Annotated in this window: 16 protein-coding genes; 7 read left to right on the top strand and 9 right to left on the bottom strand. The window is 67.6% G+C overall.

The window, feature by feature from the left end; genetic code table 11:
- Positions 1-6 precede the first annotated feature (6 nt).
- Positions 7-558, bottom strand: a complete 552-nt coding sequence (locus tag ACLD0U_RS02220) for an OsmC family protein (RefSeq protein WP_410339707.1) — start codon at positions 556-558, stop codon at positions 7-9.
- A gap of 249 nt (positions 559-807) precedes the next feature.
- A complete protein-coding gene (gene guaB, locus ACLD0U_RS02215) occupies positions 808-2310 on the bottom strand; it encodes an IMP dehydrogenase (RefSeq protein ID WP_206550367.1) in 1503 nt (500 codons plus the stop codon).
- A 254-nt stretch (positions 2311-2564) separates the two neighbouring features.
- Between guaB and ACLD0U_RS02210 the strand changes: the two genes are divergently transcribed.
- Genes ACLD0U_RS02210 through ACLD0U_RS02195 form a run of 4 tightly spaced genes read left to right on the top strand, consistent with a single transcriptional unit; the run spans position 2565 to position 6602 of the window.
- Positions 2565-3917, top strand: coding sequence for an ABC transporter permease subunit (locus ACLD0U_RS02210; RefSeq protein WP_224817370.1), 1353 nt, complete (start codon positions 2565-2567; stop codon positions 3915-3917).
- A gap of 3 nt (positions 3918-3920) precedes the next feature.
- On the top strand, positions 3921-4898 hold the full coding sequence (locus tag ACLD0U_RS02205) for a branched-chain amino acid ABC transporter permease (protein WP_224817369.1): 978 nt from the start codon (positions 3921-3923) through the stop codon (positions 4896-4898).
- On the top strand, positions 4888-5838 hold the full coding sequence (locus ACLD0U_RS02200; protein WP_410339706.1) for an ABC transporter ATP-binding protein: 951 nt from the start codon (positions 4888-4890) through the stop codon (positions 5836-5838). Before ACLD0U_RS02205 ends, ACLD0U_RS02200 begins: the two co-directional genes overlap by 11 nt.
- Positions 5835-6602, top strand: coding sequence for an ABC transporter ATP-binding protein (locus ACLD0U_RS02195; protein WP_179411576.1), 768 nt, complete (start codon positions 5835-5837; stop codon positions 6600-6602). Before ACLD0U_RS02200 ends, ACLD0U_RS02195 begins: the two co-directional genes overlap by 4 nt.
- Before the next feature lie 383 nt (positions 6603-6985).
- Here ACLD0U_RS02195 and ACLD0U_RS02190 read toward each other — a convergent pair whose 3' ends face one another.
- A complete protein-coding gene (locus ACLD0U_RS02190; protein WP_206820907.1) occupies positions 6986-8239 on the bottom strand; it encodes an ABC transporter substrate-binding protein in 1254 nt (417 codons plus the stop codon).
- A 118-nt stretch (positions 8240-8357) separates the two neighbouring features.
- Positions 8358-9305, bottom strand: coding sequence for an EamA family transporter RarD (gene rarD, locus ACLD0U_RS02185; RefSeq protein ID WP_410339705.1), 948 nt, complete (start codon positions 9303-9305; stop codon positions 8358-8360).
- A 132-nt stretch (positions 9306-9437) separates the two neighbouring features.
- On the opposite strand from rarD, the gene ACLD0U_RS02180 reads away from it, so the two are divergent.
- The 3 genes from ACLD0U_RS02180 (at position 9438) to ACLD0U_RS02170 (ending at position 14907) form a co-directional block, all read left to right on the top strand.
- Entirely contained in the window at positions 9438-11414 is a 1977-nt protein-coding gene (locus ACLD0U_RS02180) for an Hsp70 family protein (protein ID WP_410339704.1), read from the top strand.
- An 18-nt stretch (positions 11415-11432) separates the two neighbouring features.
- A complete protein-coding gene (locus tag ACLD0U_RS02175; protein ID WP_410339703.1) occupies positions 11433-13958 on the top strand; it encodes a LuxR C-terminal-related transcriptional regulator in 2526 nt (841 codons plus the stop codon).
- A 142-nt stretch (positions 13959-14100) separates the two neighbouring features.
- A complete protein-coding gene (locus tag ACLD0U_RS02170; RefSeq protein ID WP_224817365.1) occupies positions 14101-14907 on the top strand; it encodes an IniB N-terminal domain-containing protein in 807 nt (268 codons plus the stop codon).
- A gap of 460 nt (positions 14908-15367) precedes the next feature.
- Here the strand turns inward: ACLD0U_RS02170 and ACLD0U_RS02165 are convergent, their stop codons facing one another.
- The 5 genes from ACLD0U_RS02165 to groES form a co-directional block, all read right to left on the bottom strand.
- Positions 15368-17023, bottom strand: coding sequence for a GTPase (locus tag ACLD0U_RS02165; RefSeq protein ID WP_410339702.1), 1656 nt, complete (start codon positions 17021-17023; stop codon positions 15368-15370).
- Positions 17020-18894, bottom strand: coding sequence for a dynamin family protein (locus ACLD0U_RS02160; protein WP_410339701.1), 1875 nt, complete (start codon positions 18892-18894; stop codon positions 17020-17022). The genes ACLD0U_RS02165 and ACLD0U_RS02160 overlap by 4 nt, the downstream gene beginning before the upstream one ends.
- Positions 18895-18914: 20 nt before the next feature.
- Positions 18915-19133 (bottom strand): hypothetical protein, encoded by a 219-nt coding sequence (locus ACLD0U_RS02155; protein WP_179411582.1) that lies wholly within the window; start codon positions 19131-19133, stop codon positions 18915-18917.
- 95 nt (positions 19134-19228) lie between these two features.
- A complete protein-coding gene (locus ACLD0U_RS02150; RefSeq protein WP_410339700.1) occupies positions 19229-20320 on the bottom strand; it encodes a hypothetical protein in 1092 nt (363 codons plus the stop codon).
- Between the two features lie 199 nt (positions 20321-20519).
- Positions 20520-20816, bottom strand: coding sequence for a co-chaperone GroES (gene groES, locus ACLD0U_RS02145; RefSeq protein ID WP_099196502.1), 297 nt, complete (start codon positions 20814-20816; stop codon positions 20520-20522).
- Between the last annotated feature and the right edge of the window lie 65 nt (positions 20817-20881).

The following is a 20881-nucleotide window of genomic DNA, read 5'->3' as shown; positions in this document are numbered from 1 at the left end:
GCAGACTCAGCTGAGACGGCCCGAGACCGGGACGGTGTTGGCGAACAGATCGAGCACGGGGCAGCGCTCCTCGACGAGCGTGCGCAGCTTCTCGTACTGCTCGGCGCTATCGGGTCCGGTGATGTCGACGCGCACGCGCACATCGTGGAAACCGGCACGGCCGGACTCGTCGATGCCGAACAGCTTGCGCACATCGAGGTCGCCCTCAGCCTCGATCTCGATGTCGTCGATGGTCAGGCCGAGCGCCTCGGCGTACAGCCGGAAAACGACGATCTGACACGAGATCAGCGCACCGAGCGCGTACTCGACCGGACTCGCGGCGGCGTCATCACCGGCGAGCGCGCCGGGCTCATCGACGAGGAAGCGGTGCTTGCCGGCACGGATCTCAGTGCCGACCGCCCCAACCCCGCGCCCCGTGACCCGGTAGGTCAGCTGCGCGTTACCGGCGTCGCGTGCGATGCGCTCGTTCCAGGTGGTGCCGGCCTCGGCGAGGCGCTGCGAGCGCTCGGCGGCGGTGACGTCAGAGATGGCGGCGAGTTGCTGGGTGAGAAGGGTCATGCCGAGACGGTAATCGGATGCCCGACGCCGGCGCCACGGCATCCGTCATGCCCCGCAACACGCCGTCACAGGATGCAACACACGGGCCCGCCTGTGGCATCCGCCCTTGCCTTCGGGGCGCACCCCGCTGCCTGCACCCGAGAACAGGACGGTTAACGAGAACAGGACGATTCCCGCGGAATCGTCCTGTTCTCAACAACGAGCCTGTTCTCATGCAGCGCGAGCCGGGTCAGCGGCCCACGCGCAGACTCACTTCTTGTAGTTCGGCGCCTCGACGACGATCTGCACGTCGTGCGGGTGCGACTCCTTGAGTCCGGCGGCGGTGATGCGCACGAACTTGCCGCGCTGCTTGAGCTCTTCAATGGTGCGAGCGCCGACGTAGAACATCGACTGACGCAGGCCACCGATGAGCTGGTACGCCACCGCCGACAGCGGGCCACGGTAGGGCACCTGGCCCTCGATGCCCTCGGGGATCAGCTTGTCGTCGCTGGGGACGTCAGCCTGGAAGTAGCGGTCCTTCGAGTACGAGGTCTGCTTGCCGCGGGTCTGCATCGCGCCCAGCGAGCCCATGCCGCGGTACTGCTTGAACTGCTTGCCCGCCTGGAAGACGATCTCGCCCGGCGACTCGTCGGTGCCCGCCAGCAGCGAGCCCAGCATGACAGCATCCGCACCCGCGACGAGCGCCTTGGCGATGTCGCCGGAGTACTGCAGCCCACCGTCGGCGATCACCGGAACACCGGCGGGGCCGGCTGCGAGCGAGGCCTCGTAGACGGCGGTCACCTGCGGCACGCCGACACCCGCGACCACGCGGGTGGTGCAGATCGAGCCGGGGCCCACGCCGACCTTGACCGCGTCGACACCGGCATCCACCAGCGCCTGCGCACCCTCACGCGTCGCGACGTTGCCGCCGATGACGTCGATGTGGTCGAACGAGGCGTCGGCCTTGAGACGCTGAACCAGGTCGATCACACCCTGCGACTGGCCGTTGGCGGTATCGACGACGAGCACATCCACGCCGGCGTCACGCAGTGCCTCGGCGCGCTCCCACGCGTCGCCGAAGAAGCCGATCGCTGCGCCCACGCGCAGGCGTCCCTGGTCGTCCTTGGTCGCCAGCGGGTACTTCTCGCTCTTGTCGAAGTCCTTGATGGTGATGAGCCCGGCGAGCTTGCCGGCGTCGTCGATCAGCGGCAGCTTCTCGACGCGGTGCTTCGCGAACAGCGAGATGACCTCGCCCGCGGCGACGCCGACCTTGGCGGTGACCAGGTTCTCGCTGGTCATGACGTCCTTGACCTTGGTGGTCTGACGCTCGCGACCGGTCACGAATCGCATGTCGCGGTTGGTGACGATACCCACCAGGCGTCCGTCGCCGTCGACGACGGGCAGACCCGAGATGCGGTACTTGGCGCAGAGTCCGTCAACCTCTTCGACGGTCGCCTCGGGATCGGTCGTGATCGGGTCGGTGATCATGCCCGACTCGCTGCGCTTGACGCGGTCGACGTCGGCGGCCTGATCGGCGATCGACAGGTTGCGGTGCAGGATGCCGATGCCGCCGGCCCGTGCCATGGCGATGGCCATGCGCGCCTCGGTGACGGTGTCCATAGCGCTGGAGAGCAGGGGGGTGGCGACGGAGATGCGGCGGGTGATCCGCGACGAGGTGTCAGCGTCGCTGGGGATCACATCGGTATGACCCGGCAGCAGCAGCACATCATCGTAGGTGAGCCCGACGAAGCCGAAGGGGTCGTTCTGCTGCATGAGACTTGCTCCTCTGCGCCGTATCGGCGCCGTGTCGTGGCGGATGCGCTTCGGCGGAGCGGGGACGGCCCGACTCCGTCGTGTTATCGATTCTAAGCGCCAGACGCCTGCAGGTATTCCGAGAATGAACCCGCCCGGAATCTCGATACGGACACGGATGGTGCGGATTTCGTATCGGGCGGGTTACGCTCAGTGCGACGTCCGTCACCGAACAGCCACCCGGAGCTGTTCGGAGCACTCGATGTGGAGGATGCGTGGGACTCAGATCAACGGCGCTTCGGCGTCCCCGAAACGGGCTGATCGCGCTGTTGACAGCGCTACTGGCCGCCTTTCTCGTGCTCGCGATACCCGCGGGATCTGCTTTCGCAGAGACGACCGATGACGGGCAGGAGGTGACGGACTTCTACTTCGCCGGCAACATAACCTTCGAAGGCCAGCCGATCGACGGCGTCGGCGTATCAGTCGAGGGCAACGGTTTCGAAGGCGAGACCACAACGGATGCCGAAGGCCGTTGGCGCCTCTATGTGCCCGAGAAGGAGCAGTACACGATCTCGATCGATGAAGACACGCTGCCCGACGGCGTGATCGTCGATCCGGCACTGCTTCCGGAAGGTGTGAGTGCCGTCGAGGGCACGAGCGGGTCGTTCGAGGCCGAGTTCGGCCTCACCGGCACGAAGATCGTGAACCTCTTCCTCGGCCAGGGCGAGCGGGTCACCGTATCGTTCCTCGACCAGCTGATCTCGCGCACCGTCGGCGGCATCAACTTCGGTCTGCTGCTGGGTCTGGCGTCGATGGGCGCCGCGCTCATCTACGGCACCACGAGGTTGTCGAACTTCGCACACGGCGAGATGGTCACCTGGGGTGGCGTCGTCGTGGTGCTGGTCACCTCGTTCTGGCAGCTGCCACTGTGGCTCGGCCTGATCGCAGCGGTGGTCGCAGGTGGAGCCCTGGGCTGGGCGATGGATGCCGGCCTCTGGCGCCCGTTGCGCCGGCGTGGTCTGGGCATCGTGCAGCTGATGATCGTCAGCATCGGCCTCTCGCTCGCGCTGCGCTACACGATGCAGTACATGATCGGTGGCGGCACGCACCAGGCGCCCGGCGCCAGCCCGACGCCCATGAAGCTGGGGCCGATCACCCTGTCGTACATCGACCTCATCGGCATGGCGATCAGCATCGTCGTGATCCTCGCGATGGCGTACTTCCTCACCCGCACCCGCATCGGTAAAGCGACCAGGGCGATCTCCGACAACCCGCAACTGGCTGCGGCCTCGGGCATCGACGTCGACAAGGTCGTGCGGATCGTGTGGATCATCGCCGGTTCGCTGGCGGCGCTCTCGGGCATCCTGTGGACCTACTTCCGTCCCGGCGTGAAGTGGGACATGGGTATGCAGATGCTGCTGCTGATCTTCTGCGCGATCACGCTCGGCGGCCTGGGTTCGGCGATCGGCGCTCTGATCGGATCGCTCATCGTCGGCATCGCCGTCGAGGTCTCGACATTGCTGGGAGTGCCGTCGGATCTGAAGTACGCATCCGCTCTGGTGGCGCTGATCGTCATCCTGCTGGTCAGGCCGCAGGGTCTGCTCGGGCGCAAGGAAAGGCTGGGCTGACACATGGACTTCGGATCGATCTTCGGCAACACCGCCGCCTACCTGTTCAGCCCCGTCACCATCGCCTACGCGCTGGCGGCGACCGGCCTCGCCGTGCACTTCGGCTACGCCGGACTGCTCAACTTCGGTATGGCCGCCTTCATGGCCATCGGGGCGTACGGCTACGCCATCCCCGTCCTGATGCTCGGGGTTCCGTGGTGGGTGGGCATGCTCATCGGGCTGTTCGGCGGCGCCGTGTTCGCCCTGCTTCTGGGCATCCCGACTCTGCGTCTACGCGCCGACTACCTCGCCATCGCGACGATCGCGACGGCAGAAGTGGTACGGCTGCTGTTCCTCACCCAGCTGTTCGAGGACGTCACCGGCGCGGCCGGTGGCCGCTCCGGTTATCACAGCAGCTTCCGCGCGGCGAACCCCTTCCCCGAGGGCGTCTACGGCTTCGGCCCGTGGACGTACAGTGCCACCGAGCTGTGGGATCGCGTGTTCGGGCTGTTTCTGCTGGCCGTCGCCATCCTGCTGGTCTGGGCGCTGATGCGCAGCCCGTGGGGGCGCGTGCTCAAGGGCATCCGCGAAGATGAGGACGCCGTGCGTTCGCTCGGCAAGAACGTCTTCTCATACAAGATGCAGGCGCTCGTCATCGGCGGTGTCATGGGTGCCGCCGGCGGCATCGTGTTCGTACTGCCCTCCGCGGTCGTGCCGGGCAGCTACTCGACGTCGCTGACGTTCTTCCTGTGGACCGTGCTGCTGCTCGGTGGTGCCGCGACCGTGTTCGGTCCGACGCTGGGAGCCGTGCTGTTCTGGGTGCTGTTCGCCTTCCTCGGCAACCTGCTGCCGCAGATGGCGTCGGCCGGATACCTGCCGATGTCGACCACACAGGCCGAGGTGGTGCGCTGGATCCTCGCCGGCGTGGCACTGATGCTCATCGTGATCTACCGCCCGCAGGGCATCCTCGGAGACAAGAGGGAGATGACCTTTGTCAAGTGAGAAGCGTCAGAAGTCGACCGGCCTCGCGGCCGGTCCGGCTAAGCCCGGTGTCGCAAAAGTCGACCCGATCCTCGTCGCCGACGGCGTCGAGCGGCACTTCGGCGGCCTGACCGCCGTCAACGTCGAACACCTCGAGATCCCTCGCGGGGCGATCACCGCACTGATCGGCCCGAACGGTGCCGGCAAGACCACCCTGTTCAACCTGCTCTGCGGATTCGACAAGCCCAATAGCGGCACATGGCAGTACAACGGCAAGAACCTTGCCGGCGTCCCGTCGTTCAAGGTGGCCCGCATGGGCCAGGTGCGCACGTTCCAGCTGACCAAAGCCCTGTCGCTGCTGACCGTGCTCGAGAACATGAAGCTCGGTTCGCCCGAGCAGCCCGGAGAGCGGTTCTGGGTGAGCCTGTTTCCCGGACTGTGGCGCAAGAAGGAAGCCGAGATCGAGCAGAAGGCGCGCGAGCTGCTGACGCTGTTCAAGCTCGATGCGAAGGAGAAGGACTTCGCCGCCGCGCTCTCGGGCGGGCAACGCAAGCTGCTCGAGATGGCACGCGCGCTGATGAGTGATCCGCAACTGGTGATGCTCGATGAGCCGATGGCCGGGGTCAACCCGGCCCTGACGCAGTCATTGCTCGATCACATCCTCGGTTTGAAGGATCGCGGCATGACGGTCTTGTTCGTCGAGCACGACATGCACATGGTGCGTCACATCGCCGACTGGGTGGTGGTGATGGCCGAGGGCCGTGTGGTCGCCGAGGGTCCGCCCGAGACGGTCATGGAGGATCCCGCTGTCGTCGACGCGTACCTGGGGGCCCATCAGGATGTCGACCTCGGCGAGGTCACTGGACGCATCAGCGTCGTGTCGGATGCCGACGCGTCGCGCGTACGCAAGAAGATCGAGGCCGAGGCCGAGGCTGAGCTCGAAGAGGAGGAGAAGAAATGACGGATGCTGACGCAGGCGCCGCACCCGAGGATGACCGCGATGTCGTCGTCGAGCTGAAGAACGTGCACGCCGGGTATCTTCCGGGCGTGAACATCCTCAACGGCGCGAACCTCGTCGCCCGCCAGGGTGAGCTAATTGGAATCATCGGCCCGAACGGCGCCGGAAAGTCGACGCTGTTGAAGTCGATCTTCGGCATGGTGCAGGTGCGCGAGGGAGACATCACCGTCAACGGCGACAGCATCGTCGGGCTGAAGGCCGACAAGCTGGTGTCGAAGGGCGTGGCGTTCGTGCCGCAGACCAACAATGTCTTCCCGTCGTTGACGATCGCCGAGAACCTGCAGATGGGGTTGTACCAGAACCCCAAGATCTACAAGGAGCGGTTGGCGTTCGTCACCGACATCTTCGCCGAGCTGGGCGCGCGGTTGAATCAGCGCGCCGGTTCGCTGTCGGGTGGTGAGCGCCAAATGGTGGCGATGTCGCGCGCTCTGATGATGGATCCGTCGGTGCTGCTGCTCGACGAGCCCTCAGCCGGCCTCTCCCCCGTGCGGCAGGATGACGCCTTCATCCGTGTCTCAGACATCAACAAGGCCGGCGTCACGACGATCATGGTCGAGCAGAATGCACGGCGTTGCCTGCAGATCTGCGACCGTGGCTACGTGCTCGATCAGGGCCGTGACGCCTATGAGGGCACCGGCCGCGAGCTGCTGGAGGATCCGAAGGTGATCGGCCTCTACCTCGGCACGCTGGGCCAAGACGCCGCATAGCCGCGCCGCCGCCGTCGCGCCGCCGTCGCGGTCGTCGCACCACGCCTTCCGCTGAGAAACCACCTCCCGTGTGAGAAACCACGTGGGAGGTGGTTTTTCGTGCGACAAGTGGTTTCTCACCGGATGACGAGCGGATGCCGGCGGCCAGCCCTACGTCTCCTGCCGCAGCCTGCGCGCCGCGCCGCGCTGCCCCGCCTCGCGCCCCGTCCACCCCGTTGAGAAACCACTTCCCGTGTGAGAAACCACGCGGGAGGTGGTGTTTCGTACGGGAAGTGGTTTCTCAGCGGAAAGGCGCGAAGCGGCGCGCGAAGCACGGAGCGAAGAGCGGCGCGGCGCGCGAAAAGGCCCCGGATGCTGGCATCCGGGGCCTCTTCTACCGCGACTTACTTGATGCGGGTGTGGATGTTGCCCTCGCCGTACTCGTAGACGCCGATGGCTGCGCCCTTCGGGTCGTTGTTCTCATCGAACGTGATCGATCCGGACAGGCCCTCGTAGTCGGCGACGCCGCCGTCGTTGATGATCGCGGCGCAATCGGCGAACGTCGTGCACTGTTCGCCGTCGCCCTCGCCACCCGAGACCTCCCGCATCTTGCTGGCGATGTCGGCGCCCTCGACCGACTGTGCGGCCAGTGCCGACAGTGCGATCAGCATCGTGGCGTCGTACGCCTCGGCCGAGTAGGTCACGGCGTCGATCGGGTCGTTGCCCTGGCCGGTCCAGATCTCGTTGAGCTGGTCGATGAAGTCATCGGGCAGCACAGCACCGGCGCGGGTGCCCTTCGATCCGGTCAGGTCGACCGGCAGGTCGGGCCAGTCCTTCAGGTTGCCGTCGACCAGGTACAGGCTGCCGGTGTCGACGCCCGCGTTGCCGAGCAGCGGGGCGATCGTGGCGAACTGGTCGTACGAGACGATGGCGACCGCGTCGGGGTTGGCTGCGGCGACCGTCTCGACCTGGGCGTTGTACTGGCCATCGCCCTGGTTGTACGACGCCTCGGCGACGACCTCGCCACCGGCGGCGGCGAATGTGGCACCGATGGCCTCGGCCAGGCCCGTACCGTACGGGTCGTTCTGGTAGATGATGCCGAGGGTCGTGTGACCGTCCTCAGCGATCTGGTTGCCGAGCACCTCGCCCTGCAGGTTGTCGCTCGGAGCGGTGCGGAAGTACATCGGGCTGAGACCGGTGAAGTCCGCCGAGGTGTTCGACGGCGAGACGGTGACGATGCCGGCACCGACGTTGCCGTCGAGGATCAGCTTCGACACGCTCGACGACGCGGCGCCGACCATGGCAGTGATGCCCTCGCTCTGCAGACGCGACACCGAGGTCTCGTAGGCCTTGTTGTCGAGGTCGCCCTCATCGGCGGCGGACAGTTCGACGGTGATGCCGGCGTCGGCCTCGTTGATCTGCGCGATGGCCAGCTGCACACCGGCCTCCATCGGCGCGCCCAAGAACGCGAGCGTACCGGTGGCCGGCAGCAACGAACCCATGCTGAGCGTCAGGTCGACCGCTGCGGGCTTTTCGGCGGAATCATCCGGCTCTTCGGAGGGCGTGCTGCTGCAGCCCGAGATGACGAGTGCGGACGCGCTGACCATTGCCGCGGCCGCGAAGATCCGCGCGGTGCGCGAGCCCTTCATTGCGTTCATGTTGCTCCCTTGCGTAACTGAACGTGGTTTACCACTTGCGGGTGACTCTCACCTTAGGACGTTGGCTGCCCGTCGCAACGGGTCTTCTGTCTCGGTCGCTTAACGATCTGAACCGCTCTCACACCAGAGGCGCAGGCCGCTGACGTCGTCCCCGACGGCGCTGCAGCAGCAGATCCACCACGAACACGACGATGGCGATCCACACCAGCACGAACCCGGCCCAGCGCTCGAGCGGCATGGGCTCACCGAGCACCGCCCAGCCGACGAGGAACTGCATCACCGGTGCGATGAACTGCAGCAGCCCGACCAGGCTCAAGTCGATGCGTCGCGTGCCGGCGGCGAACAGCAGCAACGGCACTGCCGTGGCGACACCAACGAAGGCGACCAGTAGCGTGTGCACCGGCGACACCGTTCCCAGCGTCAACCCTGCGGCCTGCCCGACGACGACCAGCGAGACGACGGCTACCGGAATCAGCCAGAACGACTCGAGCGTCAGCCCGCTGACGGCATCCACCGCCGAGCCGATCCGCTTCTTGACCAACCCGTACAGGCCGAACGTCAGCGTCAGCCCCACCGCGATCCAGGGGAAGTCGCCGTAGGCGACGACGATCACGACGACGGCGATCGCCGCGATGCCGATCGCGGCGGTCTGCAACCGGGTGATCCGCTCGCGCAGCACGAGCACCCCGAGAAGGACCGTGAAGATCGGGTTGATGAAATAGCCGAGGCTCGTCTCGATGACCCGATCACTGAGCGCTCCGATGAGGAACACCTGCCAGTTGACGTAGATGAGCAGCCCGGCCAGCACCGTCCATCCGAGCAGCTTCGGCCGTTGCAGAATGCCCCAGAGCGGCCGCCACCCCCGTGTGACGGTCAGGAGCACCAGGCAGAAGGCGAACGACAGCAGCACGCGCCAGGCGACCACCTCCCACGGCCCCATCGGTGCGAGCAGCACGAAGTACAGCGGCAGCACACCCCACATCAGGTAGGCACCGATGGTGTAAGCGACACCACTGCGCGAGGTTCCGCGGGCCGCAGGGCCCGACACGGAGAGGTCGGATGTCACCCTTGCACCCTATTGCCTGGGCGCCACACCGGGGGCGCCTACGCGCGTAGATCACTCTTCCCAACGCCTGAGGAAAGTCCTATAGTGGGCGCCAGATCCAATTTCTGGACGACTGGGGATTCGGCGGAAGTGATGGGCGAGTCGGAGTACGTACTCGCGCTCGACGTAGGCACGACCAGTGTGACGACGGTGTCGGCCAGCGCCGCTGCGCGTGGAGGGTTGCAGGTGGTGCCCCTCGCGGTGGGACGCGAGAGGGCCGATATCGCGGTGGCCGCGTATGTCACCGAAGAAGGTGACGTGCTCTTCGGCGCCGAGGCCGCCGAGCGCGGGCTCGATCACCCCGAGCGGCTGGTGCGCGAGTTCACGCGTTCGGTCGGCGATGCGGTACCGATCGTCGCGGGCGGCTACGCCGTGCACGCCGAGGAGCTGGTCGCGCGGATGGCGCTGTGGATCGTGTCGACGGTGGTCGCCGAGCGCGGTTTGCGTCCCGGCGCCGTCGCGATCGCGCACCCCACGTCGTGGGCGGGGCACCGCATGGATGCCGTTCGCCGGCGACTGCGCGAGGCGGGCCTCGACGATGTGCTGCTGGTTCCGTCGGCGGTGGTGGCCGCCGAGCAGTTCGCCACGGGTGAGACGCGCGCCCATCGCGTCGGCGTCTACGACCTGGGCGGCAGTACGTTCGAGGCCAGCGCCCTGCGCGGGCTCGACCTGTTGAACGACCCGCAGCCGCTCCCGATCGGGGGCGCCGACATCGATGCGGCGCTGCTGCGGCATGTGCTGCCGTTGACGGGCGTTGGCGGGGCGATCGCCGACAGCACGCGCGCCGAGTTGCGTGGTACGCACCGCGCGATCGTCACGGCGAAGGAGGCGTTGTCGTTCAGCACCGGTGCGTCGGTGGCGATCACGCTCGCGGGGGCGACCCCGAGCGTGCGTGTGACGCGGTCCGAGTTGGATGCCATGGCGCGGCCCACGATCGATGCGACGATCGAGGCACTGGAGCAAGCCGTCGAGGCGGCCGGGCTCGATATGTTGGCGCTCGACGAGCTGATCCTGATTGGTGGTGCGGCGCGGATGCCGCTCATCGCTCAGCTGTTGTCGGAGCGGTTCGACCTGCCGCTGACGATGCCGGAGAACCCGCAGTACGCCGCCGCGACGGGCGCGGCGCACGCCGCGTGGACGCGTCTCGAACGATCGGATGCTGTCGCCGGCCTGCCGGTGGGCCAGGCACCGGCATCCGCTGCAGTGGGAGCCGGGACGTCGGCGATGGTGCCGGCGTCAGCCTCGGCGATGACAGCGGCGAGCGCGACGGACGTGGTGCCGGCGGCGAGCGCATCAGATCGAGTACCTGCCGGGGACGCGGGTGCTGCGGTGGTGCGTCCGTCGAGGTTCCGGATCTCGTACGGCGGTGCGGCGGCGCTGGCGGCCGGCGCGGTGGTCGTGGCGACGGGGATCGTGTTCGCCTCGACGACGCCGCTGGGCGGTGGCGCGGAGGCGGCCAAGGGCGCTTCGGCCGAGAGCGGGGAGGGGCCGGGGACGATGTCGTTGCTGCGTTCGGCGTCGGCGTACTCGGCCCACGAGGCGACGACGGTCGCGGATGCTGACGACGCGAGCAGCGCTGAGTCGCGCGCGGATGCTGCGGATGAGTCGTCGGCATCCGACTCTTCCCGCATTCCGAAGTCGGCGCCCGGCGTGGGCGGTCCCACGGTGGAGGCGCCTGAGGAGCTCGGTTCGGATCCCGCTCCCCCGGCCCCGCAGCCCGCGTCGGCGGGCGGCCCGCAGGTCGAGAACCCCGACCCGACTCCCACACCCACACCGGATCCGACACCGGCCCCCGCGCCTGACCCGACCTCGAATCCGGCACCCGACCCGACGCCCGACCCCGCGCCAGATCCCACTCCCGACCCGACGCCCGATCCCACTCCCGACCCCGCACCCGATCCGACACCCGACCCCGCACCCGATCCCGACCCTGCGCCGGCACCCGACCCGACACCCGATCCCGCGCCCGACCCGACGCCGGATCCCACACCCGACCCGACGTCCTCGGCTGCCCCGACTGATCCCGAGCCAACACCCTCAGACGCTCCCACCGTGAATCCGACCCCCTGACCGGAAGTGCTGAGTCGCATGTCTACGCTCATCGTCGAGAGTCCGTCCACGGGCGGGCCGCTGACATGGGAGCGCCCGTTGCGCCCTGCACTCGACGCCGTCACTCACCGCATCCCCCGAGCCGCGCTGGTGGGCACCGCGGGATCCGGAAAGTCGACAGGGCTGAATCACCTTCATGATCTGCTCGTCGAGGACTCGCGAGAGGTCGTACTCGCCCACGATGCCGTCGACGCGCTCGACGACGTGCCCGCCGAGCACGTGCTGCTGGTCGACGACCTGCATCTGCTCTCCGAGACCGAGCTGACGCAACTGGGCGCGCGCGCCGAGGATCCGTCAGCGGCGCTGATCATCGCCCGACGCCCCTGGCCGGCACGGCCCGCGGTACGCGCCATCACCCGGCGCCTCGAGCAGCAGGTTCCTGCCATCGTGCTCGGCCACGTGTCGCGCTCGGACGTGCTCGACCATCTCGAAGCCCTCGATCTGACGATGAGCGACGAGTGCATCAGCCACGTGCTGCGCAGCACGTGCGGCATGTCGTGGTTGGTCGCCGCCGCCGTGCAGCACCATGATCAGCGCGACTGCGCGTTCGATGGCTCTCATGTGGCGCTCGATCGTGCGCTGAGCGAGTTGGTGGCGCACCGCCTCGACAGCCTCGACGACGCGCTGCGGCGCGCTGTCGAGACGGTGTGCGTGAGCGCGGCGGGTGAGGCGTATCCCGCATCCGACGCTGCCGCCGGCGCGGATGACTGGGCGTTGCAGGGGTACGCGCAGGGGTTGCTGCTGCGCAGCGGCGACGCCGCACCACTGGTGCGCACCGCCGTACGCGAGGCGATGCCGACGCGCCGTCTCATCGATCTGTACGCGCACCACCCCGACGCACTGACTCAGCGCGAGGATGAACGGGCGCTGCGCGATCCGCGGCTGGCTGAGGCGCTGATCGCGTCGGCCGACCGGATGCTGGCGGACCGCCCCGACCGCGCGGCCGAGCTCTACGACACCGCCGCCGAGTACGGCGCCCCGCCCCGGCAACTGGCGGCCCGCCGCGCGCATGCGGCCTGGGCGACGGGTGATCTCGAAGGGGCCACAGGCTTCGTCGATGAGGGGGTGCGCTCGGCATCGCCCGACGAGCTCTCGCCGATGGCGGACGTGTCCGCGGCGATGTGGTCGTCGCGCGGCATGATGGCGCAGGCGCACGAGGTGTATCAGCTCGTACGCCCGAGCACCGTCAGCGCCCTCATGAACGCCACGATCGCGGCCCTCGGCGTCGGCGAACAACCGGCATCCGTCCCTCCTGACGACCCGGAGTTGCCGACCGCGGCCGGGGTCTCGATGCGATTGCTGCGCACGGGCCTGCTGGGCACCGTGTCGCCGGGCGCTCCCGAGGCCGCGTTGCCCGAGCTGGTGCGCGCCGCCGAGATGTACTCCAGTGCGCAGCGCACGGATGCCGTCGTCGAGCTTCCCGCGGTGATCACCACGATCGTCGCGCTCAATCTGGGCCGCCTCACGACCGCACAGAGCGTGCTCGAAGATGCCGTGGAGCGCGACCATGGCGGCCCGTGGGCGCGCACGCGACTACTGCTGTGGAGCGCGTGGGTCGCGGTGCAGCGCGCGCACCCGGTCGACGCCAAGGAGCTGCTCGAACGGGCGATGGCGACGGCCCCCGCGGCATTGAGCGCCCGCGATGCAGTCCTGTTGCACAGCGTCCGTGTCGCGATTGCACGCCGCTACGATGACGCAGCGGGGCTCGAAGCTGTCTGGCGTGAGGCGCGCGGTAGCCTGCTGCGAATCGATGTCGACCTGTATCTGTTGCATCCGCTGGCCGAGTTGATCAGCGCCGCGGCGCGCGTCGGCGACGCAACCCGGGTGGCGCCTCTGCTCGACCGCGCACAGCGGATCGTCGCGGGTCTCGGCGATCCGTCGACCTGGGCGGCGCACGTCCACTGGGCGGGCATCCAGCAGGGCATTCTGCTGAGCCGACCCGATCTGCTCGCTCCGCATGCGAAGGCGCTGGTCGCCGCTGCCGGCCGTAGCCGTGTGGCGGCGAGCATGGCGCGCGCCGGCAGGGTCTGGACCGACGTGCTCGCTGGCTCGGTCGATGCGGATGCCGTCGCGAGCGCCGCCGAAGGTCTGGCCTCGGTGGGCCTGATGTGGGACGCGGCACGACTGGCCGGACATGGCGCGGCCAAGACCGACGACCGCAAGACGGCAACGCAGTTGCTCGCCTGTGCACGGGAGCTTCATCCCAACGACGGCACGCGCCGGCCCGCTCCGAACGCGGGCGATGACGCCGAGAGCGCAGCGCAGTCACCGCCGGAAGAGGTGCTCAGCGAACGCGAGATCGAAGTCGCCAGGCTGGTCGTGCAGGGCAAGACCTACGCCGAGATCGGCGAGTCGATCTTCATCTCGCCGCGCACAGCCGAACACCACATCGCACACATCCGACGCCGGCTCGGTGCGACCTCCCGGTCCGAGTTGCTGGCGCGGTTGCGTCAGTTGCTCGGTGACGGCGGGATCGGCGCGGGGTATTCGACCGAACCCCCGTGACCCCCCTACGCGGTATCGGGCAATCCCCCGATGCCGTGCGAGGACGAGGGCGCATACGATCCAAACAAGATGTGGTTCCGGCCGCCGGAGGGGGTAGAGCCGGGATGCGAGAAATGATCACACATGTTGAAGGGGGCTGCAGATGACTTCACCAGTTGAGACGATCGCGGACGCACTGTTCGCGTTCATCTTGAGTCTGCTCAGAGATCAGGAGGCCGCCGACGAGTTCGTCGCGCGGCCCACCGCTACGCTCGCCGACAATGGCCTGCAGGACGTCTGCATGGCCGATGTCGCGGCCGTACGGCCGGTCATCGTCGATCACCCACGGGTGATCCATCACGACACTCCACCTCCGCCGCCGCCTCCCGGCCCGGACAACCACGAGACGGTGCGCGAGATCGTCCGCATGGTGCAGCAGTACACCACTGTGGATGCCCGCTCGACGATCGTTGACCAGTCGGTGAACCAGAACATCTGGACCGAGGGCGGCGACGTCACGCAGCTGTTCGATCAAGAGGCCGTGGTCGCTTCGGGCGACGATTCGATCGCCGCGGGCGACGATGTGTCGGTCGTCGACTCCGACGTCGACATGACGGTCGGCGACGTCTCGATCGGCAACGAGACCAACGACGGCAGCTTCAACCAGACCGGCACGGTGCCCGAAGAGGGCGCTGTGGTCGAGGGCGCCGCGAGCGGCGAGGCTGCCGACGCAACGGCGCCGGAGGAAGCCACGCCTCAAACGGCCGCGGCGACGACGGATGCCGCCGTCACCCAGGTCACCGAGGCCGCGGCCCCCGCCGCCGCTCCCCCGCCGCCACCGGCCGATGTACCGGAGCCCGCGGACGTACTCGAGAGCGACATGACCGCTGGCGAGGGCGACTCGTACGGTGCGGAGTCCTCCGCCCCCGTGGACGACGCACCGCTGGATGCACCGCTCGAGGATGACTGACGCATCCCGCAGGACCGACCCGCCGCCTCCTCCTTCTCGGGAGGGGGCCGGCGGGTCGGTCGCGCGGTATGGCGCGCGCGAGTTGCCAGCCCGGCCGACGCTGGCGAGCCCCAACCAGCCTCCGGTGGTGATCAAGGCGACTCCGCCGTTCTCGATCCGACTGAGTCAGTTCCTGTGGATCATCAGCTTCGCGGTCGGTGCCTTCACCATCGTCTACCTGTTCGTCATCCGAGAGGATCTGCTGCCCGAGATCGTCGAGGTCGCTCAAACGGTGACCGAGGATCGGGCCGAGGCCACCTATGAGAGCGCTGCCGACATCGTCTTCTGGGTCGTGTTCGGGCTGCTGGTGGCGGTGCTGTTCATCCAGCTGACACTGCTGGTGTCGTTCATGGGCCGACGCCCGCACATCCGCTGGTGGCAGTTGCTGACCTTCGGGCTGCTGGCGTTGATGGTGCTGATGTCACCCGAGTGGATCGCGCTGGGCGCCAAAGGGGAACCACTGCAGCCGCTTCTTGCGGCGCAAGCCGCGCTTGTCGCTCTGGCTCTGCTGGCCAGCGTCATGCCCCGCGCCATCGCCTGGTCCGCTCGCCGATTCGATGTGCGCCGCGGGCCGGAGGGCCCGGGCCAACCCGAGCTCTGAGACGATCCCTGCCAGGGTCCGAAGAACGGCTTCGTACACCGCTGCCGCGTTACGTTCGACCAACGGTGACGCGGCGAGCGCGCGCCACCGATCCATCTCTGCGAAGGCACGTTCACCGATGTCCACCGGAGTGGCGTCGGCAGGCAGGGCGAGGCGATCGGACGCCGTCACGCCGCCCGCCCCGAGGATGCGTGCCGCGTCGGCTGCTTCCGCTTCGCCCAACGGCAAGCCAGTGGAACGCGCCTCGGCAAGCAATGCGAGTTCACGCAGGACGTGCGCGGAGGCGGTGAACCGCTCAATACCTGCGCGGATGCGATCGGTGCCGGGACGCGGAGCGCGTTGCACCAGTGCCTGCAGCTGCAGGACGACACCGCGCGCCTTCAACGTCTCAGAACGGGGCTGGAACTGCGTATACACGAACTGCTGCAGTTCGATCAGCCCGCTCTGCTGCACGAGGGCATCCGACAGCTCTGACGAGGTCGTGACACCGCCGCGGATGATCGCGGTCGCCAAGCGCACCCCGAAGATGCCGAAGCGCGCGAGCAGCTCTTCACGCACCGTGACGCTGAGTCCGGTCGCCTCGCTGGGGCGGGTGAAGCGGTCGGCCGAGACGAGCAGCCGCTCACGTTCGTCGCGTTCGAGCCCGGCGAGTGTGCGGAGGGCGATGAACTCACTCTCACGCAGGGTGCGCGCCCCCTCGGCCAGCAGCCCCGCGACAGGGACGACGCCGAGGGCGAGTGCCGACAGGGCTCCGTCGCGCTCGTAGCGCGCGGCGACGCGGCGTGCCGACAGCAGCGAGTCGATGCGGCCCGAGCCGATCTCATCGGTGCGCGAGAGCACGGCCACCGCGCACACGCTCTGCGCGGCGCCGGCGGCGGTGTCACGGAACGCCTCGAGGAACCGCACGTCCGAACCATGCAGATGCCGCATGAGATAGACGACCGCGTCGGCCGCTGAGGGCGAGTCCTCGGGGGTCAGAAAGCGGGCCGTCCGCGCCGAGGTGTCGCCCGACAGCGAGGCGATGCCGGGAGTGTCGATGAGGATCAGCGACTCCAGCCCGTCCAGCGGCCACCCGACGTCGATCCAGTCGATATCCTCGGCGGTGCGGCCACCGAGGTCGAACACGAGCAGGCCCTGGTCACGCCGGATGGGCATCCGCTCGGTACGCCCATCCCGGAGGTGCACCGTGATGACGGGGGTCGATGAATAGCGGTACCAGGTGACGATCCGCGTGCACTCAGCGGTGTCGGTCGCGGCAATCCGCTCGCCCAGCAGGGCGTTCAGCAACGTGGATTTGCCTGCCTTGACGATCCCGGCCAGCGCCAGCCGCAACGGTTCGTGCAGCCGCACCTCGAGCTGGTCGATCAACGCGGTCGCCTCGCGGTCACCCTGGTAGACGATGCGACTGGTGCGCAACAGCTCTTCGGTGTCGGCGATCACGTCGTCCGTCACCGGCTCGGCGGCCGTTGCGATCATCGTGCCGCCTTCGCACCGATCGCGCCGGCGGGTTGCGCACCGGCCCGCACGGCGGGTTCCGGTACGGGTGGCAGCGCCGGGATGGCCTTGCGCACGCTCTCGAGCTCCGCCAGGCGCGAGCGCAGTGCGACGACCCGTTGGTCACGGGTGGTGGTGAATCCGGATGCTGCCTGCTTGGCCCGTTGGAGCGCCTCGGCCAGCGAACTGTGCAGTTCCTCGGCGAGAGCGCCGAAGTGATCGCGTGTTCCCCGTTGCACCAGGCGCAACCGGTCCTTGAGCTGTTTGCCGACTTGGAATGTCACCTCGTCGATGTACTTGCGTACGATCACCTTCGCCTCCTGCTGGCGGCGACTGAGCCGATTGCTCATGTCCTCGCGGTAGGCACGGCGGCCGACGAGCACACCGGCCAGCAGCGACAGCGGGTTGATCAGCGCCATACCGATCAGTCCGGTCGCCAGGCCCACCATCAGCACACCGCCATACGACCCGCGCACGCCGATGTACATCTTCTCGGTCGCGCTGAGCTGTCCGGGGTCCAGACCGGCGATGTCATCGACCGGGTCCAGCACGCCCTGGATGTCGGAGACATCGTGGATCGGGATCTCGGATTGGTCCTGGCTGAACAGGTCGGCGACCTCTTCGGCCAGCCATCGCGAACGCTCATCGGTCCAGACGAACGTCTCCGACACCGCCGCGGTCACCCGCTGGTCCAACCACTCCCTGATCTGGTCCCAGACCGGCCCCGGATCGCCGTCGTCGATCGCCTTCTCGGCCTCGCGCTGCACCTTGCGCAGCCGATCGCGCACATCGTGTTCCATATCGGCGACGAGGTCGGCGATGCCGTCGGTGAGGGTGACCTGCCATCGGGCCGAGCGGCCGCGGAACTCGTCGGCCTTCGCCTTCGCGTTCTCGAGCTCGGCGATCATGCGTGGGGTGTCTTCTGGGTTCACCAGGGCGTTCAGTTCGGCCTTCAGCGACATCTCCAACTGGTCGACGACCGAAGCGAGTTCATGTACAGCGCTGCGCTCATGGATCACCTCGGCACGGCCCAGAACCTCTCGCCGCAGATGCGTGACGAGGGCTGGAAAGCCGGACTCCTCGTTGAGCGTGCGGTCCTGCAACTCGGCCGCGAGCAGGCGCAGGTCGCTGGAGACCGAGAAGATCGGCACGTCGTCGTGGCCGGTCAGGTGCTCGCGGTCTATTCGTTCGATGCGCCGCCACTCGGGGTACAGGTCGGTCTTGGCGAGCACGGCGGCCACGTTCGGCGAGATCCGCATGGCGTGTTGCAGGAACTGTACCTCGGGTTCGGTGTACTCCTGCGAGGCGTCCGAGACCAGCAGTACGGCATGCGCGGACGAGAGCGCAGCGAGCGTGGCCAACGAGTTCGACGACTCCAGCCCGCCGACCCCCGGCGAGTCGACGAGCGTCAGTCCGCCGCGCAGGATCTCGCGCGGCAGCAGTACCTCTGCCGCGAGCACTCCGCGTTCATTGTCGGGATTGCCGCGCTCCGAGACGTACTCGGCGAGCGATTCGAGCGATATCTGCCGCCGCTGCGGTTCGCTCTGGTCGTCGTCGCGTTCGAGCACCCATGCCGACGGCTGGTCGGCGTACCCGACCGTGGTCGGCACGCTGGTCGCGACGTCGTCGTCAACGGGGCAGGCCGGGGCATTGACGAGTGCGTTGATGAGCTTGCTCTTGCCCTGTTTGAACTCACCCACGACGATCACGCGCACGGCTGGGTCCGCCAAGCGGGCGCGTGTGTTCGCGAGCCGAGTGGCGAGGTCGTCGCGTCCCGCCGACGCGGCGAGATCGCCGACCTCGTGGATGACGTCGACGATCTTGTTGTCTGTGGATCTGCGCTGCTCCGGCACGTGTCCCCCTCTTGCGCCCGTCAGGCGAGCGGATCGGCGTCGGGTGCGTCACCGCCCGGGTCGACGATTCCCACGGCGTCGTCTTCCCAGAGCAAATCGGCATTTCCCCAGACGGATTCGTCGATGCCTGCCAGCTCCTGACTGAACGAGTCGGTGGAGAGCGGGTCGAACAGGGCGCCGTCTCCCCAGACGGGGCCCGGCAGGCCTTCTGCCCCTCGGTCGTCGTGTTCGTAAGACATCGCTCTCGCTCCGGATCGGGTGTTTCAGGAGTGTAGTGGTGTGCCCGGCCGTCCACCAGAGTGGACAGCCGGGCCGGTCGTGCGAGTTGCGCGGCTCAGAGGTCGATGTCGAGCTCGTTGGCGTCGCCGAACGGGCTGCCGATGTTCGAGTTCTCTACCTCTACGTCCAACTCGGCGTTCATCGAGTGATCGTTGAACGAGTCGTTCACCGACCAGTTGTCCGAGAAGTCGTCGTTGAACGAGTCGGTGTTCCACGTGTTCCCGATTGAGATGTCCCCCACCGAGATGTCGGTGTCGATGTTGTTGATGGTGACATCGTCACCGGCCGCCACCGAGTTGTCGCCCGACGAGATGACGCTGCTCTGGCCGAAGTACTGTCCGACGTTGCCGCCGGTCGCGTCTCCGCCCATCGCTCCGGTGTGACCGGTCGTGGCGTCTCCGCCGCCACCGCCGAGGCCCAGCGATCCAGCGCCGCCGGCATCACCGGTCGCCCCGCCGTCGCCGCCCGAGCCACCGGTGCCGCTGCCGAGTCCGCCGATGCCGTCACCGCCGTCTCCGCCAGCACCGCCGTTGCCGCTGTCACCACCGGCCGCACCCGAGAGCGCGGGGCCTCCCCAGCCGCCGTCCGCGTCTCCGCCGACCGCGATGGCTGCGCCACCGCTACCCGACGAGGTCGAGATGTTCTGATTGACCGACTGGTCGTTGACCGTGGAACGGGCATCGATGTCGACGTCGACGTCAGCACCGCCACCGCCCATCATCTTCGACCATCCGCCACCGCCGCCACCAGAGAGGCCGATGTTGAGCTCGTTGATACCCGTGTCGTACTGGCGGATGCCGGCGTTGACCGAGTGGTCGTTGAGCGTCTGGTTGCCCGAGTCGTGCACGGAGTTGTCGTTGTAGGAGTCGTTGGTGGATTCGTCGTTGTTGAACGAGTCCCTGACATCGGTGTCATTGTGCGACATCCAGTCCGAGTTGTCGGAGTTGTCGGAGTTGTCGTTGAACGAGTCCTTGACGTCGGTGTCATTGTGTGACATCCAGTCCGAGTTGTCGGAGTTGTCCGAGTGATCCGAGTTGTCGGAGTGGTCCGAGTTGTCGGTCATCGAGTTGTCGTTCCCCGAGTCGGACACGTCCAGGCCCAGATTCCACTGAGCTCCGAGGACGTTGATGTTGTCATCAGCAGCCATGATTGATTCCCCTTCATCGTGAGTGCCAGTTGGCGCTTGATTAGAGTGTGCGGCGTCTGCGTCGATGCGGCATCGGGGGCCATCCCGAGCATTGTCGGGACCCCCCGGGGGTTCGATGGGGGTGTCATGGGGGACGGTAGGGGAAACGCAGAAAGACCCGGATGCCGAAGCATCCGGGTCTTTCTGAGAGCGGGGTTCGTCAGCGGACGACGACCGCCAGCACGTCGCGGGCCGAGAGCACGAGGTACTCGTCAGCGCCGAACTTGACCTCGGTGCCGCCGTACTTGCTGTAGAGCACGCGGTCGCCGACGGCGACGTCCAGCGGAACGCGGTTGCCGTTGTCGTCGATGCGGCCGGGGCCCACTGCCACGACCTGGCCCTCCTGGGGCTTCTCCTTCGCAGTGTCGGGGATGACCAGACCGCTTGCGGTGGTCTGCTCTGCCTCGACCTGCTGGATGACGATGCGGTCCTCGAGCGGCTTGATGGAAACCGACACGGTGTACCTCTTCTTTCGTGACTGAGATCAGAAGACTGTTAGCACTCTCATGCCGAGGGTGCTAA

The sequence above is a fragment of the Microbacterium sp. 2216-1 genome (genome assembly GCF_046507855.1).
Classification (GTDB): Bacteria; Actinomycetota; Actinomycetes; order Actinomycetales; family Microbacteriaceae; genus Microbacterium; species Microbacterium esteraromaticum_C.
The sequence above is the reverse complement of the archived record's forward strand: the minus strand, read 5'-3'. Positions and strand labels throughout refer to the sequence as shown.